Source organism: Cohnella sp. GCM10027633 (assembly GCF_042675445.1).
In the GTDB taxonomy this organism is placed as follows: Bacteria; Bacillota; Bacilli; order Paenibacillales; family Paenibacillaceae; genus Cohnella.
Map to the genome: position 1 here is coordinate 283,258 of NZ_JBHTGV010000004.1, position 16,298 is coordinate 299,555.

General features: G+C 61.3%; 8 protein-coding genes. 3 read left to right on the forward strand and 5 right to left on the reverse strand.

Translation table 11 applies throughout. From position 1 onward, the window contains the following. Window positions 1-36: 36 nt before the first annotated feature. The 5 genes from ACFQZG_RS12750 to ACFQZG_RS12770 all read right to left on the reverse strand — a co-directional run bounded on the left by ACFQZG_RS12750 (window position 37) and on the right by ACFQZG_RS12770 (window position 12,278). Entirely contained in the window at window positions 37-6,327 is a 6,291-nt protein-coding gene (locus ACFQZG_RS12750) for an S-layer homology domain-containing protein (RefSeq protein ID WP_378153005.1), read from the reverse strand. A 47-nt stretch (window positions 6,328-6,374) separates the two neighbouring features. Next, window positions 6,375-8,669, reverse strand: coding sequence for a glycoside hydrolase family 31 protein (locus tag ACFQZG_RS12755; RefSeq protein WP_378153006.1), 2,295 nt, complete (start codon window positions 8,667-8,669; stop codon window positions 6,375-6,377). A 36-nt stretch (window positions 8,670-8,705) separates the two neighbouring features. Beyond that, window positions 8,706-9,548, reverse strand: coding sequence for a sugar ABC transporter permease (locus ACFQZG_RS12760; RefSeq protein ID WP_378153008.1), 843 nt, complete (start codon window positions 9,546-9,548; stop codon window positions 8,706-8,708). A 1-nt stretch (window position 9,549) separates the two neighbouring features. Further along, on the reverse strand, window positions 9,550-10,857 hold the full coding sequence (locus ACFQZG_RS12765; RefSeq protein WP_378153009.1) for a carbohydrate ABC transporter permease: 1,308 nt from the start codon (window positions 10,855-10,857) through the stop codon (window positions 9,550-9,552). A gap of 89 nt (window positions 10,858-10,946) precedes the next feature. Next, complete coding sequence (locus tag ACFQZG_RS12770; RefSeq protein ID WP_378153011.1) at window positions 10,947-12,278, reverse strand: extracellular solute-binding protein; 1,332 nt, start codon at window positions 12,276-12,278, stop codon at window positions 10,947-10,949. 255 nt (window positions 12,279-12,533) lie between these two features. Here ACFQZG_RS12770 and ACFQZG_RS12775 point away from each other — a divergent pair, with 255 nt between their 5' ends. Genes ACFQZG_RS12775 through ACFQZG_RS12785 form a run of 3 tightly spaced genes read left to right on the forward strand, consistent with a single transcriptional unit; the run spans window position 12,534 to window position 16,242 of the window. Then, window positions 12,534-13,628 carry a GerAB/ArcD/ProY family transporter gene (locus ACFQZG_RS12775; RefSeq protein WP_378153012.1) on the forward strand — a complete coding sequence of 365 codons (1,095 nt, stop codon included), beginning with the start codon at window positions 12,534-12,536 and terminating at the stop codon, window positions 13,626-13,628. After that, window positions 13,625-15,103, forward strand: coding sequence for a spore germination protein (locus ACFQZG_RS12780; RefSeq protein ID WP_378153014.1), 1,479 nt, complete (start codon window positions 13,625-13,627; stop codon window positions 15,101-15,103). Before ACFQZG_RS12775 ends, ACFQZG_RS12780 begins: the two co-directional genes overlap by 4 nt. Beyond that, entirely contained in the window at window positions 15,100-16,242 is a 1,143-nt protein-coding gene (locus ACFQZG_RS12785) for a Ger(x)C family spore germination protein (protein WP_378153015.1), read from the forward strand. The genes ACFQZG_RS12780 and ACFQZG_RS12785 overlap by 4 nt, the downstream gene beginning before the upstream one ends. Window positions 16,243-16,298: the final 56 nt, after the last annotated feature.

Consider the following 16,298-nt stretch of genomic DNA (forward strand, 5'->3'; position numbering starts at 1 on the left):
AAGGGAATCCCCTTGCCGGGCGCTCGTCGTTATCGCTTATTCATTCATAAGTCCCGATGTTTGAAGCAACCGCTTCAGCACGACGGCCGCTTCCGCGCGGGTGGTCGCCGCTTGCGGCGCGAACGAACCTGCCGCGCGTCCCGTCATGACGCCGCTGTTCGCGACGCGAGCGACGGCTTCGCGCGCCCATTCGCCGATCGTAGCGTAATCCCCGAAGAGCTTCTCGACGTTCGTCGTTACTGCCGCCGTATCGCCGGCTAACTTCAAAGCCCGGGAGAGCATAACCGCCATCTCGGCTCTCGTAATCTGCTTCGTAGGACGGAACGTGCCATCCGTCATGCCCGTAACGATGCCGTATTGAGACGCTATCGCGACGGAAGCCGCATACCACGTTCCAGCCGGGACGTCCGAGAATGTCTCCGCTTCCGCCGGCATGGCATCGAGTCCGAGCGCCCGAACGAGCATCGCCGCGAATTCTGCGCGGTTAACGCCGCGGTCCGGAGCGAACGCGCCGGATGGATCGCCGTTCACGAGCTGCTTGTTCGCCGCCAGCGAGATGTCGTTCTTCGCCCAATGGCCGGCGATGTCCGTGAACGCGCGATCCGTGACGGCGACCGAGTACAAGCTGTTCGTCGTGCTTCTCGCCGTCACGATCGTCTTGCCGTCCTTCGTCTCGAACAAGGCCGGGACCGTCCGGAACTTGCCGGTCGCGGGATCGTACACGACGACGGAAGCCTGATTCGCGTCAAGCGTTCCTTCAACGGAGAACGTGCGCGTAATGAACTGCCGGCCGAACGAGCGTACCGTCGTCGTTCGCCCGCCGGCTACGAGCGTCAGCTCGAACGAGAACGGCGTGCCCTTGATGGTGAACCCGGCCTCGTTCGCCTTGTCGCGAATGCCCGCGGCGACATCGGCCGTTACCGGCGACAGCGTGACGGTCAGCGTACCTGATCCCGCTGCGCCTTGACCGGCGTTCGCGGCGGCGATGACGTCGAGAATGTTCGTCGGCAACTCGTAGCTCAGATCGCCGGACCGCAGCACGATCGTCGCGTTCGCGAGCTTGCCGGCCGCTTCGCGAAGCGCGCCTAGCGAGAACGTCGCTTGGCTGACGCCGTTTACGTTCCGCAGATTCACTTCGATCCGATTGCTGCCGGAGGAAAATCCGCCGCCGAGCTGCGCGTCTTCGTTCGTGGAAGGCGCGACGATAATCGGATTCGCGCTGCCGGTCGGCGCGTCTTCGATGAGATCGCTGACGAAGTCGGCCTCCGCCGCGATCGGCTGCGGATCGACCGTGCGCAATTCAAGCGCTGCGCCCCCGGCATTGAATACCGAACCGATCTTCGTATTCCGAACGATGACGTTATCCATATCGACCGAACCTCTGACGCCGTCGCCGTTCACGTGGATGCCCCAGGTGCCGGTGCCGTCGATCACGTAATTCTGAATCAATATTCGATGATCCGTATTCGCGATCGCGTTAGGTCCGCTAACGTACAGACCTTGATACGTGCTATCTAGAGCCGTATTGTCCCGGATGACGATATCCGCCTCGATAGGCTTATCTCCCGTGAACACCCAGATCGCGCCGAAGTTCTGTCCCCAGTTCGGCTCGCGGCCGCCCGTGCGGATCAGCGTGTTCCGTTCGACGATCGTCGTGCCGGAGAAAGCGACCGGATTGAACCGGGTCGATACGGCGATGCCGGCCCCGAAGCCGACCGTGTCGGCGAGAACGTTGTCCTGCACCTTGTTGTCCCGACCGCCGAAGATGGCGACGTTATCGGCCAGCCAAGGCAGTTGCACCGTATTGAACCGTACCGTATTGCCTTTGGTCGTGCTGTTCGCGTCCGATACGCCTTCCATCGGCTGCGACCATAGAGCGATGCTGTCGTCTCCGGAGTTGCGGATGTGCGTCTGCTCGATCATCGAATTGGCCGTGCCGGTCGTGAAGTTGATGCCGTCCGCGTACGTGTTGCGGATTCGAACGCCTCCGACGTACAAGCCGTTCGTGCTGACGCCGGCTTCGCTGCGCATCGACCAGATACCGGCTTTCGCATGCTCGATCCAGACGTTCTGAATAACGGATCCCGAGCCGAACGTGCCGTCGAAGCCCGCTTCGCGAAGCTCGTCGCGACGCGCCGTAACGCCGACATCCAGAAGCAAATCATAGACTTTGATTCGGCTGCCGTCGGCCATGAACCCTGCCCCGTGCAGCGTCGAATGCCACATGCCCGCGCCGCGAATCGTCACGTTCGCCAAGTGAACCGGCGCGCTAAGCTCGAACCGGCCGGCGGGTACCCATACGCCTGCTCCCGAAGCCTTCGCGGCGGCGATCGCCGCATTGAACGCCGCCGTATCGTCGCCCGCGTCGTTCGCCGTCGCGCCGTAGTCCGTGACGGACAAGTAGCCGTTCGGTTGGGAATAGGCGCCGTCTACTTGCTCTAGCTCGATGAGGTCGACCACATAATAGTCGGCCGTATCGTCGCCGTCCTTGCGCAGCGTGATGGTCGCTCCCGCCGGAACGTCGCCGATTCGCAGGCGCGTCTCGTCGTAGAACCGGTGCGCGTCTCCATCCGCCGGATTGTTGGTCCATGGATACTTGCCGTATACCCAGCTATGCTTGCTGGACAAGTCGAGCTTGCCTCGGCTCTCTCCATTCACGTATAGCGTTAACGTCGCGTCTTGTCCGCTGCCGTCTATAGAATCCGGAATGATGTAACGAACGTTCAGCGCGTTCGCGGCTTTCACCGACCGGAACGATACGTATTGTCCCGTCGAGTCCAACGTCACGGCTTGGCGACCGGACGCTTCGGAAGCGAACGTCTTGAACTCGCGATCCGGTCCGATGACCGTGCCGTTCGTCTCTCCATGCTCCGCTTCGTACGTCGTGAACGGGAGCGTTGCCCCGCGATAAGCTTTGTTCGCCGATCCGCGAACGGTAAGCGCGTCTATCTCGAGTCCGCTGCCCGCGTTGCCCGCGTCGGCTTGCAACGCGATCGTGTTCATGCCGGCGCGCAGCGGCAAGGCTACGACGACGTCCGTCCACGCCGCGCTCTCCGCGAAAGTGACGGCGGCAGGCTGCTTCAGCCCGTTGACGTACGCGCCCAAGCTGCGCGCGCCGGCTTCCGTCGTCCTGTAGCGTACGACGACCTCGTAGCCGCCGGCTTGCTCCGCGTTCACCGAGAACAACGCGCCGGCGTTCTTGACTCCGAAGCCCGTCGCCAAGCCTCTGGCCGGCGATGCGATCGCGCCGCCGTAGACGAAGGCTAACTCGCCTTCGTAGCGCGCGTCGTCGATAACCTTCTCGAACAGGAGAAGCGTACCGGCCGTACCGGCCAACAAGCCGCCGCTATCGGCGTTGCGAAGCGTCTCGTAGCCCGCAAGCGTATCGGCATCCCATTGCGAACCGAGCTCGTCGCCGGATTCGCTTCCTGCCGGTTCCCCTGCTTCGAGCGACAGGTAATGTCCGCTCGCGCGGTTCACGAAGCGCTTATGGCCGTTGTAATCTTGCGGCAGCCATTGCGCCTTGTAATCGTCTGCAGCGGCAGCGGCGAACGCAACGCTTCCCGTATCTACCTCGATAAGCACGTTTGCCGAATCCCCGTCATGAATACGAACGTAATTCAATTCTTCCTGTACCGGGGTTACCGCGTTCGCCGGCCCTTCCTCCGGCGGAATCGTCACCGCTTCCTCCGACGCGGCCTCGAACAGCCATTGCACGCCTCGGCTTTCGACGGAGCGCAACTCGTATTGCGCATAGCCTTGGTTATCCTCGGCATGCACATAGGCGTCTTCGAAACCGTCGGCCTCGCTTCGGATCAAGTACACGCCCGAAGCCGGTCCGTTCTCGATCGTCCAATGCGACCGCGAATCGTCCGCGGCGGCGTTAGTCGTCGTCTCGAGGTAGCTTCTCAGATGTTCGATCGACAAGATATTACCCGTTGCCCGGTTCGCGATACGTCGGACGCCGCCTTCGTCCGTAATCATCCAATGCGAAGCGGCGTCGTTACCGGGAGGCGTGCCATACAGAACGACGTGATCGCCGTTCTCGTACAAATACTTGCCGGTCGCCCGATTCGCGATTCGGATATAGCCCGCGGGAACGACCGGAGCGACTTCGGGAGCAGCCTCCACGATCCATTGCGCGGTGCCCCAATCGGCGGGAATGTTGCTGGCTTGGGCGAAGCCCAACTGGTCCTCAAGATGTATCACCCACTGGTTCTTCCATACGTTGCGGAACACTATGTTCTCCGATCCCGCTGCGTTCTCGACCGTCCATTGGGCGCTGGCCCAGCTCGGATCGATGTCCAAGCTTTCGAGCGGGTCGGTATGATAGACGGCATGCTCGACGCTCATGTAATGCCCCGTCGCGCGGTTGACGATATTCGTGCCTCCGTCGGTCGGCGCGAGCAACCAATGCGACGATAAATCGTCGGCAACCGGCGCTCCGTACACGACCTGGCTTTCCGATGCGCCCGCAGTCGATTCGTACAAATACGTACCCCTATAGCTATTCTTTAATCGGACATAAGCCGGCACGGCGTCTTCCACCGTCACGAATTCCCACTTCGGACTGCCCCAATCCTTAGGCACCGCGCCGTATTGCGCGTGCTTCAGTTTGTTCTCGACGTTAATGTAGCTGCCGGACTCGTCTCCGGCGCTTCGGATGATTCGATAGCCTTGGTGATCTTCGATGACCCAGTCGCCGGCCGTCGAGCCGTCCGAGAGCGCCGATGCCTTCAATGCGCCGCGCGCGTCGGTTACGCCGTCCAAGTTGACGTAATGGCCGGATGCACGGTTCTTGATCCGCTTGGCGCCGCCGCCCGTCGTCTCGATCTGCCACTCCCCGTTCGGATCTCCGGCCTCGACGTTGCCGTATTTAACGGTGCCGTCTGATTCGTACAAGTATAGCTGCAACCAATTGTTCTTGATCCGAATGTACGGATTGACCGGAACTTCAGGCCCCGTCGCGGGAGCCTCCGGAGCCGCCAGCTTCCACTGCGCGCTGCCCCACGTCGCCTGCGCCCAGTTATTACCCTGCGCGAAGCCGTCTTGATTTTGCACGTTCAAGAAGCTGTTGTCATGTCCCTCGCTCCCGCTCCGGAGCGTAACGAATCCGTCCACCGGGTTGCCGTCGCCGTTCTTGGCGGCCGCGATGATCCAGAGGGCATCCGCTCCCGGCGACATTACCGTAACGAGCGGCGTCGCTCCGACGTAATCGAGGCTCGAAACGTAGCGACCGGTCGCCAAGTTGCGAAGCCTTTTCCCGCCCGCCGAATCCTCGACGATCCAATGCGAGGCCCGATCCTGCCAGTCCGGCTGGCCGTATTTCACTTGACCGTTCGATTCGAACAAATAATTGCCTTTCCAGCCGTCCATCAATCGTACAGGCGTCGTATCGGCCGCGGGCTCCAGCTTCCATACCGCGCTGCCCCACGACTTCTGCGCCCAGTCGTTGCTCTGCGCATAGCCGTCTTGATTTTGCACGTTCACGATCCGATTCGGATGGTCGACGTTAATGATATTGATCCCGTCGGCGCCTTCCGGAGCCGGCGCGAGATCCCACAAATCCGACGTCCAGCCCGCTTCGATCCCGGAGCTGTCGAGCGGCTTCGTAATCTCCGTCGCGGTGATGCTCTGCGCATTGATGTAATGCCCGGTCGCGCGATTGCGGAACGTCTTGTGCCCGTTCTTGTCCTCGACGAACCAATGGGACGACGCGTCGCCGAGCGCCGGCGTGCCGTACTTCACTTTGCCGCCGTCCTCGTACAGGTATGTTCCCTTCCACGGAAGAACGATGCGGACCGGCTCTGCCGTCTCCGCCGCTTCGAGCTTCCAGCTCGAGCTGCCCCAGCCCGGCTGCGCCCAATCGTTGCCTTGGATGTACCCGTCTTGATTCTGGACGTTGATGATCCAACCCGGATGATCCGCCCGAACGATGGTGTACTCGCCCGGCTTGCCCGCCACGCCGACGAAGTCCCACAGGTCGGAGGTCCAGCCCCCGGGGATGTCCGACACGTCGAGCGGTCTCGTAATCTCGGCGACCGTCACGTTCTGACCGTTCAAGTAATGGCCGGTCGCGCGGTTGCGCAGCCGCTTGTCTCCGTCTCCAGTCGTTTCGACCGCCCATTGCGCCGAAGCATCGTCGATCGCGGGATAGCCGTAGCGCGCTTTGCCGTCGGCGCCCTCATATAGATAAGCGCCCTTCCATGTTTCTTTCAGCCGATAATAAGCGCCGTCCGCCGGCCCCTCGTCCGCGCTCGCGTACAGTGGCGGAACCAATAGCAACATCGTCAAGCATAATGCAAGTACTCTTCGCAGGACTTTCATGACCCATCCCCCTCAAAGGTTGCCTTTCTATGCCTTGCTGCTTACTCCTAACCGTGCGCGACGACCCGACGCTCGCCCCACTTCGGCTCATAGCCGTCCCGAACGACGTCCGCCCGCAAGATCGCCTCGCCGTCCTCGCCGCGCGAAGCGACGACCAGCTCTTCGTACGATGCGCCTTCGCCGTAAGCGAACGAAATGCCGTCGTCTTCGTACACCGTCCCCTCGGCCGTGCCGTTCGCCGACCAGTAGACGTGCAGCTCCAACGCCTCGACCGGCTGCTCCGTGTTCATCCGCGGCGTCGCTAGCGGCAGCACCGTGCCCGCGCGGACGAAGATCGGCATCGTATCGAGCGGCGCGTCGACGACGATATGCGTGCCGCCTGCGATCTTCTCGTCGGTCCAGTAGTTATACCACTCGCCGGCCGGCAAATAGACGAGCCGTTTCGTCACGCCCGGGCGCACGACCGGCGCGACGAGCACGCGCGAGCCGAGCATGAACTGATCGCTCAGCCCATGGACCGCTCCATCGTCCGGGAACTCCAGGAACAGCGGACGCATGACCGGCACGCCCGTCCGGTTCGCCTCGGCGAACAACCCGTACAAATACGGCAGCCAGCGGTAACGCAGCTGAATATACTTCCTCGCCACGTCCTCCGCCTCGCCGCCGAACATCCACGGCTCCTGACGGATCGCCTTCATCTCGCTGTGGTTGCGGAAGTACGGCAGGAACGCGCCCGCCTGCGTCCACCGCGCGAGCAGCTCTCCGTTCGAATCGTGCGCGAAGCCGCCGACGTCGGCTCCGCACAGCGGTACGCCGGACAACCCGAGGTTCAGGCACATCGGCACGCTCATCTCGAGATGCTCCCAGAAGCTGCGGTTGTCGCCCGTCCAGACCGCGGCGTACCTCTGCACGCCCGAGTAGCCCGCACGCGTCAACACGAACGGCCGGCGGCCGGCCAACCGCCGGGCCATCCCTTCGTACGTCGCCTTCGACATGAAGAAGCCGTACTGGTTGTGCAGCTCCTTATGCGTCGCCGGATGGCCGTCGTTGCGATGCAGCACGTCGAGGTCCATCGTCTTCGACTCGTTGAACACCGAAGGCTCGTTCATGTCGTTCCAGATGCCCTCGATGCCCTTGTCCGCGTAGAACGCATGCAGGTCGCCCCACCATTCGCGCGCGGATTCGTCCGTGAAGTCCGGGAACGCGCTCTTCTCCGGCCACACTTGGCCGTAGAACAAGCTGCCGTCCGCGAAGCCGCAGAACTTGCCGCTGGCCGCGCCTTCGCGGAACACCGAGTACGCGGGATCCGCTTTCACGCCCGGATCGACGATCGGAATGACGCGGATGCCTTGCGCCCGCAGCTCGGCGATCAAGCCTGCCGGATCCGGGAACCGGTCGCGGTCGAACGTGAACACGCGGTAACCATGCATGTAATGGATGTCGAGGTACACCGCGTCTAGCGGAATGTTCTTCTCCTTGAAAACGCGCACCAAGTCGCGTACTTCGGCATCCGTCTCGTAGCTGTAGCGCGACTGGTGATAGCCGAGAGCCCATTTCGGCGGAATCGGAGCGCGCCCCGTCAACGCCGTGTATTGCCCTACGACGTCCTTCGCCGTCGGCCCCGCGAAGAAGAACGTATCGAATTGCCCGCCCTCGGCGTGCATCCGATACTCGTCTACTCCGCTCAAGTCGAACGCCGTCTTGAACGTGTTGAACAGGAACGTGCCGAACGCCCGTGAACCCCGCAGCGTCAGGAAGAACGGAATCGAGACGTATAGCTCGTTCGTCTCCGGGTTGTGCGGCGCGTACACGTCGGTGTTCCACATCGACAGCTTCTCGCCGCGCTTATCCAGGAAGCCCGCCTTCTCGCCGAAGCCGTAGAACCGGTCTTCGGCCCGCATCGCGCGATACGAGGCGACTTCGCCCGAAGCGCCGTGCATCATGCCGCGGCCTCCCTCGCCAACCAGCAGTTCCCCGGTCACTGCATCATAGTAAGCGACGCGCATGGGCGCCTGCCGGACGACGACCCGCAGCGCATCCGTCGTCAATTCCACCGCATCGTCCCGCTCCAGCACCCGAACCTCGACCGCTTCCGGCCGAGCGACGAGCACGTGCTTATCGCGCCCAAGCTCCGGCTCCTCGCCGGCCGCGCCCAGCGTAACCCTTACGACGCTCTCGCCGTAGAACAGCACCGATACGATGCCGCCCGTGCACGCGAACCGGAACGCGCCGTCACCCTCTCGCGAGAAAGCCTTCACCGACCCGATGTCGGTGAAGCCTTCCGCGGCAATCTTTTTCCCATATTGATCCGGATGGATCGCCAAGCTGTTGTCCGCTGCCATAGTAGCCTCCGTCTGTTATCCCAGTAGTGTCTGTCGTTACCCTTTCGTCGCTCCGTCCGCGAGGCCGGAGATGAGGAACCGTTGCAGGATGAGGAACACCGTCGCGATCGGTATCGCGATCATGATCGTGCCCGCGGCGAATAACGTGAAGTTGTTCGCGAACTTGTCGTTAATGAGGTTGTATAGCCCGAGCGCCAGCGTGAAGTTCTCCGGATCGCGGAAAATAATCCGGGGCGTCAGGAAGTCGAAGAACGGCGCCATGAACGTGAACAGCGCGACGACCGCGATGATCGGCCGGGCGAGCGGCAGCAGAATACGGATGAATATCGTCATGTAACCCGCGCCGTCCATTTTCGCCGATTCGTCCAGATCGCGAGGGATCGTGTCCAGATAACCTTTGACCAGGAACACGTTCATCGGAAGCCCGCCGAATACATACAACAAAATCAGACCCGTGAACGTATCCAGCAGATTGACCAGATTGAGCAGCAAGTAGATCGCCACCATCCCCATGAGCACCGGGAACATCTGCAGCAGCAGGAACAGGTAGATCGTGTTTTTACGGCCGACGAACCGGAACCGCGAGAAGATGTACGCGAGAATCGACACGAGCGTGACCGAACAAACGCAAATCCACGTCGCGACGATCAGCGTGTTCTTGTACCAGAGCACGTAATCGATGTTCGGTTCGTTGAACAACGTCTTGTAATGCACGAGAGACCAGTTGTCGGGGAACATCTTCAGGCTGAACATGCTCGTGCCCGGATTGAGCGAGATGCTGAACGCCCAGAGCAGCGGATACAGGATAATGGCGAACATGAACAAGACGACGACGTAGATGCCCGTCACTTCGAGAGCGGACTTGACCGAATGCTTCATGCTAGTACATGCCCTCCTCTCGGAACGAACGCGTCTTGCGGAACTGGTAGAGCGCGAAGGCGGCGACGACGATGCCCATGATGATCGAGATCGCGGCGGCCATCTTGTAGTTGTTCTCCTTGAACGTCAGGCTGTACACCCAAGAGATGAGAATGTCCGTGGCGCCCGAATTCTGTCCCGACACCGGCGGTCCGCCCTTATTGAACAGGTAGATCAGGTTGAAGTTGTTGAAGTTGCCCGCGTATTGCATGATCAGCAGCGGCGCGGTGGCATACATGACGTGAGGCAGCGTAATGTAGCGGAACTTCGCCCACCGGCTGCCTCCGTCCACGTCGGCCGCCTCGTACCAGTCCTTCGAGGTGCTCTGCAGCACGCCGGTGAACAACGTGTACACGTAAGGGAAGCCGAGCCACACCTGGATGCCGATAATGGCGACGCGCGACCAGAACGGATCGGACAGCCAAGGGATCAATACGCCGAAGTGGGAGAAGATGTCGCGGTTGATCGCCCCGAAGTTGTCGTTGAACATCGCCGCGAACACGAGAATCGTCATGAACGACGGTACCGCCCACGGAAGAATGAATACCGTGCGGATGAGCTTCTTGCCGATGACCCGCTTGTCATTGACCATGACGGCCAGCAACAGCGCGACGACGATCTGCAGCGTCGTGGCGACGAGCGTCCAGACGATCGTCCAGCCGAGCACGGACAGCAAGCTCTTCGTCCACACCGCCTCGGTGAACAGCGACTTGAAGTTCGCGAAGCCGACCCAATCGAGCAAGTGCGCGGGCGGCGAGTTGTACAGGTTGTAGTTCGTGAACGCCATCGAGATCATGAACAACAGAGGGAAAATAACGACGAGCGCCATCATGATGAAGCTAGGCACGACGACGAAATACGGGAAGCCGCGCTCGTAGCTGTCGTGGAACGCCTGCTTCATCGACGGCTTGCGGAAGCCCTCCGCGCCGCTCTTCGCGTCCTTATAGGCGTCCAGCAAGTTAAGCGTATATAGACCGAGAAGGATGATCGTCGTAATCAGGGAAAGAATGCCCGCCACGAGCAGCGTGCGGGAGTCGTCGACGTCGGGCGTGTCGCCGAGCGTCACGAGACCGACGATGCCGTTCGCCAGCGGAACGGTCAGAGAGAAGATAATGCTTAGGCCGAGAATGAATAGGATCGTGCCTTTGATCCAGCGGCGGTTGTACAGCTGTCCCAAGCCCGGAACGATCGATAGCAGCAGGGCCGTCATCGGATTGGCTCGGTTACGGGCGGCGGTTGCCGGTTGTAAGGTCGCGCTCTTCGTCTGCATGTGTCGTTCACCTTCCATCGTCTTCGCGGGTAAGGAAAAAGGGACTGCCGAGAGCCCCTTTTTCGCATTCGTCCCGCTTCGCGGTTTCTTTATTTGGCGCCTGCCATTTTCATCTTGTCGTTAATTGCCGTTACGGCGTCGTCGAGCGACTTCTGCACGTCTTGGCCTTCGGTAATGAACTTCAGCGCGTTCGCCATCGGATCCCATACGTGGTCGAGCTCGGGCACGGTCGGGAACGGGAAGCCGTATTGAATCTGTCCGGAGAAGCCGGCGACGATCGGGTCGCCCGTCAGAGCAGGGTTGTTCAGGACGTTCTTGACCGGCGGCACTTCGCCCGTCTTCTTGAAGTACTCGAGCGAGTTCTCTTCGTTCGTGACGAACGCCGCGAAGTCGGTCGCCCATTCCGGATTCTTGGAGTACTTGGACAGCATCCAGCCTTTGATGCCGATGAAGGACGTCGGGTGCGAACCGTCTTCGAGCGTCGGAATCGGAGCGACCGCGAGGTCGTCGCCGAGCGCTTTCTTGTAGTCCGTAACCGCCCACGGTCCGTTGATGACCGCGCCGACTTTGCCTTGCGTGAACAGGCCGCCGACGATGTCGCCGTTGACGCCTTTCGGGATGTAGCCTTTGTTGAACCAGCTTTGGATCAGGCTCGCGCCTTTGACGGTACCTTCTTTATTAAGGCCGATGTCGTTGATGTCGTATTTGCCGCCGTTGTCTTTGAAGATGTAGCCGCCGCTGCCGCCGAGGAAGCCCCAAGCGAAGTAGAAGTTGGCCGCTTCGAACAGGAAGCCGTAGTTTTGCGCTTTCGCGTCCGTCTGCTCCGCCATGATCTTCTCCAGATCGGCGATCGTCGCCGGAGCCGTAGGCACGAGCTTCTTGTTGTAGAACAGCGCGTACGTTTCCGTTACGGCCGGGATGCCGTACAGAACGCCGTCTTGGCTAAGCGCTTGCAGCGCTTCCGGCGTGTAGGCTTCCTTGACCGCGTCCGACGCCGGAACCTCTTGCACGAGGCCTTTGACGACGAGCGCGCCGATGCCCGGCTGGTAGAACAGGTCCGGTCCTTTGCCGGCGGGACCGTCGAGCGCGAGCACGTCCGGCTGGTCGTTCATCGCGACCGGCTTGATGTTGATCTTGATGCCGGTTTGCTCCGTGTATTTGGCCGCCGCCGCTTCGATAATCGCGAGCTTGTCGGCGTTGTCGTCCGGCCAGATCGTCAGCTCGGCCGGCTTCGCCGGGCCTTCCGCGGACGGGGATGCGCTAGCGGATTCGGATGCCGCGGCGGAGCTTGCCGGCGCGGACGCCGTCGGGCTTGCGCCCGCGTTCTCGTTGTCGTTGCCGTTGCCGCCGCACGCCGCGAGCGTCGTCGCGAGGAGCACGAGGCTGCTGATCGTCGCCATCGTCTTCGTTCTCATGTACATGAATGGTAGAACTCCCTTCTCTATTGGACCCTTGAATGTGTTGAGCCTTGGCGGTGTGTGCCGCGGTTCTTGAGTCTTATTGTAGGGGAGCGCGAAGGGAGGACGCCGCCAACCTCGTGACCTGAAAGGCTAAGATTGTGACATGGTGGAGCGAGAGTCCGGTTAGCAAGGCATGCGTCCAACTGGGAATAATCGGTAACCTTTGCGCGCAAAATAACCCGATCCCAAATTTATCCTCAGGTCGGGTGCAGCGAAATGTCGGACTCCTCCGGAACGATCAACTTCTTCCAAGCCTGTATCATCCTCATGCTCATGAACGGGCTCGCGAACCACGTCATCGTGAACCCGATGCTGCTCGACGCCTCCGGGCGCGACGCCTGGCTCGCCGTGCTCGCCGCCGGCGTTCCGTTCCTGGCGTGGTCGGGGCTGCTATTCTGGTTCATGAAGCGATCCGGACAACGCCGGCTGCTCCCTTGGTTGTCGGCCCGGACGCATCCGATCGCAGGATGGCTGTTCGTCGCGCCGCTGTGCGCGCAGATGTATATGATCGGCGGCATGACGACGATTCACACGACGACGTGGACGCTCGCGAACTATTTGCCGATGACCCCGAAGCTGCTGATCGTCTTGTCCATGGCGATCGTCTGCGCGATGCCCGCTATATGGGGGCTTCGGTCGATCGCCGTGATGTCCGCCTGCCTGCTGCCGATCGTCATTGCCCTCGGGTACTTCGTCGGCTTCTCCAACATGCGGCATAAGGACTTCACGTTGCTCGTCCCGATCGCCGAGCACGGATTCGGACCGATCTGGGGCGGCATGGTGTACGCGGGAGGCGGGTTCGTCGAGCTGGTCGCCTTGCTCGCGATGCAACACAAGATCCAAGCGAAGCTCAAGCTGTGGAAGATACTCCTGTTCGCCGCGATATCCGTCTACGTCATGTTCGGTCCCGTCCTCGGAGCCATCACGGAATTCGGCCCGACGGAAGCGATGCTGCAGATGGAATCCCCTTACGAGCAATGGCGGCTCGTGAAGCTCGGCGAATACGTCGAGCATATCGACTTCTTCTCCATCTTCCAGTGGATGGCCGGCGCATGCGTCCGCGTCAGCCTGTCGGTCTATCTCCTCGTCGAACTGCTGGGCGCGCGCGGGCGGAAGCGGCTCGGCATCGCGCTCGGCGCGATCGCCAGCTACGTCGTCGCCGGCATGCTGCCGATCAACGAATACGACTTCTACGTCTGGATGTACGAATACTACTTCCCGATCTCGCTCTCCGTCATGCTCGCGGCGTCCGCCTGCTGGCTTGCCGTCGCCTTGATCGGCGGGAAGGAAAGGCCGGTGGGCGCCGCATGACCGTTAACGGAAAAGCGGAATGGACCGAAGAACGGCTGCGGGTGCTTTTCGAGGGCTCTTCCGACGTCGTCGTGCAAACGCGGGATTTCGGACCGGACGCCGAGTCCCGGATCGTGCTCGCCTACTCCATCGGGCTAAGCGACGGCAAGACGCTCTCGCAGGTCGTACTGCCCGAGCTCGGCAAGCAATTCGAGCGCAGCGGCGCGTTCCGCGAAGAGGAATTGCGCGCGATGGGCTCGCTCCTGCTCGGCGCGTTCCCGGAACGTCCGCATCCCGACGCGATCGCCGAAGCCGTCTTCGAGGGCGAACTCGTGCTGCTGTTCGCGGCGTTCGGCGGCCTGTATCGCGTCAGCATCGACGACAGGCCGAGAAGAATGCCTTTCGAGTCGAATACGGAAATTTCGATCAAGGGAGCGAAGGACGGCTTCATCGAGGATATCGTCGTGAACGCCGCGCTCATCCGCAAGCGTGCGCGCAGCACGAAGCTTCGCTACGAACCGTTCACGCTCGGCGAACGGACGCGGACGAAGGTCGGCTTGCTGTACTACGAAGACCTCGTGTCCGAGAAACCGCTGCGACTGGCGCGGGAGCGTTTGGCGGCCATCGATGCGAAAGGCATCTTCAGCTCGAACCAGATCGAGGAGGCGCTGTCCGACTCCAGGTACGCGATCATGCCGCTCGTCGCGTTCACCGGCCGCCCGGACTTCGCCGTGCAGGCGCTGTTGGCCGGCCGCTTCGTCGTTCTCGTCGACGGCAATCCGATGGCGCTCATCGGGCCCGCCGACTTAACGCTCGTCATGAAATCGCCGGAGGACGCGCATTTCAACTATGCCTACATCTCGTTCGCCAGAATTATCCGGCTCATCAGCCTATTCATTTCGGTGTTCCTGCCAGGCATCTGGGTCGCGCTGATGGCGTTTCACCAGGATCAAATCCCGTTCCGCCTCATGGCCACCATCTCCGTTTCCCGGCTCGGACTGCCGCTATCGGCGCAGATGGAGATGTTCATCCTGCTCATGCTCCTGGAGATTTTCCGCGAGGCGGGCGTACGGCTCCCGAATCCGATCGGCCAGACGCTGACTTCGATCGGCGGGCTCATTATCGGCGACGCGGCGATCCGGGCCGGCCTCGTCTCCCCGTCGGTCGTCGTCGTCGGAGCGATAACGGCCGTATGCGGAGTCACGCTCGTCAATCAGATGCTCAGCACGACGACGAGCGTCCTGCGGATGTTCTTCTTCTTCATCGGATCGTTCCTGGGCATGTACGGCATGATCCTCGGCATGATCCTGCTCGTGGTCTACATGTCCCGGCTCCGTTCTTTCGGCGTCCCGTATTTGCCTGCCTTGTCGCCGCCGCGGCTGCAAGATGCGTTGAAATCGGTGCTCAGCCTGCCATGGAAGTTCATGGACAAGCGTCCCCGCTTTCTGACCGGCGAAGACGATGCGGGAGACAGCGGAAAGGAAGGAAACCGATGAGTCCCCTCCGCGTGCGCGTTCGTCGAGCTACGCTGGCGCTGTTACCGCTGCTCGCGACGCTCGGCTGCTGGAATTCGAACGACATCCAGAACCAATCCTACGTCACGGCGATCGGGCTCGATTATGAGAACGGGCAATACGGCATCTATGCGCAAGTGCTGAACTTCGGCAACGTGGCGCGCACGGAGACGGCCACGCTCGGCAAGCCGATTCCGGTCTGGATCGGCCACACCGAAGGGCCTACGATCTCCGATGCGCTGAGCGTGCTGCACCGGACATCGCAGATGCCGCTCTACTGGGGGCATACGAAGGTATTCGTCGTGACGGAGAGGTTCCTGCGGGAGAGAGGCATCCGCGAGGCGATCCGCGCGATGAACCGGTATCGCGAGGTTCGCTACAACATCTACATGTATGGTACGAAGGAAAAGCTGTCGGACCTGTTCGTCCAGAAGTCGATCTTCAATCTGTCTCCCCTCGACACGGTCATGTTCTCGCCGAAGCAGGTGTACGTCCCGATTACCGGCAATCGGTTCATCTCCAGGCTCGACGAGCCGGGCAATCCAGCGGTGCTTCCTTCGATCGGAATCGACGATACGGACTGGAAGGAAGACAAGAAGCGCAAGCCGATGCTCCACATCGACGGCGGGTTCTATTTCACGAACCGCGACATGACGTCGTGGATGTCAGAAGATGAGCTGAAGGGCGCCAGATGGTCTCAGCGTACGTTGCGCGACACGGCCATCAACGTGCCGGTGTCGAAACCTTACAGCGCCGGCATTATGGTCGTCAAATCGGATTTCGAGGCGAATCCGGGCCATAAGGACGGACAGCCGACGTTCGACGTCAAAGTCCGGGCGCAAGGCTTCGTGCTGGAGCTGTTCGAGGATGTCTCCGTGCAGCGGCTGGAAGAAATGACGGCAGGCGTGCTGCGGTCGGAAATACGGGAGACGTTCTTGAAGGGGGTGTCCAAGCGGTGCGATCCGTTCGCCCTTCAGCAGACGTTCTACCGGAAGTTCCCGCGGGAGTGGGAGTCGCTCGGAGGGGCCGAGGAATACCTATTGAAGCCGGATTCGCTCGGAAGCATCGACGTCAAGGTCAAGCTCAGCCACATGGGCAAGTATAAAGGTCGCGCCAATTAACGCGCCTCGAACGAGAACAAACCGGGAACGCGCCGTCGCTGGCGTCGTTCCCGGTT

Excerpts from the sequence above, each read along its gene's own strand:
- ACFQZG_RS12750 (WP_378153005.1), bottom strand. The coding sequence starts at position 6,327 with ATGAAAGTCCTGCGAAGAGTACTTGCATTATGCTTGACGATGTTGCTA.
- ACFQZG_RS12755 (WP_378153006.1), bottom strand. The coding sequence starts at position 8,669 with ATGGCAGCGGACAACAGCTTGGCGATCCATCCGGATCAATATGGGAAA.
- ACFQZG_RS12760 (WP_378153008.1), bottom strand. The coding sequence starts at position 9,548 with ATGAAGCATTCGGTCAAGTCCGCTCTCGAAGTGACGGGCATCTACGTC.
- ACFQZG_RS12765 (WP_378153009.1), bottom strand. The coding sequence starts at position 10,857 with ATGCAGACGAAGAGCGCGACCTTACAACCGGCAACCGCCGCCCGTAAC.
- ACFQZG_RS12770 (WP_378153011.1), bottom strand. The coding sequence starts at position 12,278 with ATGTACATGAGAACGAAGACGATGGCGACGATCAGCAGCCTCGTGCTC.
- ACFQZG_RS12775 (WP_378153012.1), top strand. The coding sequence starts at position 12,534 with ATGTCGGACTCCTCCGGAACGATCAACTTCTTCCAAGCCTGTATCATC.
- ACFQZG_RS12780 (WP_378153014.1), top strand. The coding sequence starts at position 13,625 with ATGACCGTTAACGGAAAAGCGGAATGGACCGAAGAACGGCTGCGGGTG.
- ACFQZG_RS12785 (WP_378153015.1), top strand. The coding sequence starts at position 15,100 with ATGAGTCCCCTCCGCGTGCGCGTTCGTCGAGCTACGCTGGCGCTGTTA.